The organism is Nocardiopsis potens DSM 45234, from assembly GCF_000341105.1.
GTDB lineage: Bacteria > Actinomycetota > Actinomycetes > Streptosporangiales > Streptosporangiaceae > Nocardiopsis_A > Nocardiopsis_A potens.
Window position 1 is genome coordinate 1 of the sequence record NZ_ANBB01000120.1, and the last position, 1,301, is coordinate 1,301.

Sequence of the window (1,301 nt, forward strand, 5' to 3'; positions counted from 1 at the left end):
CTTGAGTTCTAGCGGTCGTCGCAACACCCCGGACCGGGGAATGCGATGGACTTCAAGATCCGAAACCGCTCGCTCAAACAGGGACGCCGCCCCCTGAGCGAAGAACGAGGCCTCTACCTTCGACTCATGCGACAAGGCCTCACCAACGCAGAGGCGTGCCGAACCCTCGGCATCAACCCCCGCACAGGCAGGCGGTGGCGCAACGGCCGCGCCCCGTCCGGCCGGAGCGCCGGGGCGCCACCGATCACCGCGGCACCGCCCCCGCCCGGCCCCTCGCGCTACCTGCGCGAGTCCGACCGCATCCACATCGCCGACCGGCTGCGCGAGGGCGCCACCGTCCGCGCGATCGCCGCCGAGCTGGGCCGCAGCCCCTCCACCGTCAGCCGCGAGATCCGCCGCAACCGCCACCCCGGCAACGGCCGCTACCGGCCGCACGCGGCCCAGGCCCGCGCCGACGCCCGCCGGCCCCGCCCCAAGCCCGGCAAGATCGGCCGGACCCCCGAACTGAGAGACTTCATCCAGGACCGCCTGACCAAGCGGTGGAGCCCGGAGCAGATCTGCCAGGCCCTACGGACCCAGTTCCCCCAGCGGCCGGAGATGCGCGTGGTCCACGAGACGATCTACCAGGCCCTCTACCTGCAGGGCCGGGGAGAGCTGCGCCGCGAGCTGGCCCGCGCCCTGCGCACCGGCCGCGCCCGGCGCAGGCCCCGCCGCCAGGCCCGGCAGCGCACCCCGCGCTTCTCCACCCCCATGGTCATGATCAGCGACCGGCCCGCCGAGGCCGCCGACCGGGCACTGCCCGGCCACTGGGAGGGCGATCTGATCATCGGCAAGGGCGGGGCCTCGGCCATCGGCACCCTGGTCGAACGCGCCACCCGCTACGTGATGCTGCTGCACCTGCCCGGCGGCCGCACCGCCGAGCACGTCCGCGACGCCCTCGTGGAAACCGCCCGGACCCTGCCCGCGCACCTGGTGCGCTCACTGACCTGGGACCAGGGCGCCGAGATGGCCGCCCACGGCTCCTTCACCCTGGCCACCGACGTCCCGGTCTATTTCTGCGACCCGGCCAGCCCCTGGCAGCGCGGCTCCAACGAGAACACCAACGGGCTGCTGCGGCAGTACTTCCCCAAAGGCACCGACCTGGCCGTCCACACCCGCGAACACCTCGACGCCGTGGCCGCCGAACTCAACGGCCGCCCACGCAAAACGCTCGGCTGGCAGACCCCGGCCGAGCGCCTGCATAAACTGCTCACGGCCTGAACGAACCAACCCGGTGTTGCGACGACCCCTAGAAACCGCCG

1 protein-coding gene is annotated in these 1,301 nt (G+C 73.0%); it reads left to right on the top strand.

Going from position 1 to position 1,301, the window contains the following annotated elements; all coding sequences use genetic code 11:
• Positions 1–45 precede the first annotated feature (45 nt).
• Positions 46–1,260, top strand: a complete 1,215-nt coding sequence (locus D459_RS0130165; protein ID WP_026120892.1) for an IS30 family transposase — start codon at positions 46–48, stop codon at positions 1,258–1,260.
• Positions 1,261–1,301: the final 41 nt, after the last annotated feature.

Bases quoted from the DNA above. Each gene is read 5' to 3' on its own strand.
- D459_RS0130165 (WP_026120892.1), top strand. From the start codon at position 46: ATGGACTTCAAGATCCGAAACCGCTCGCTCAAACAGGGACGCCGCCCC.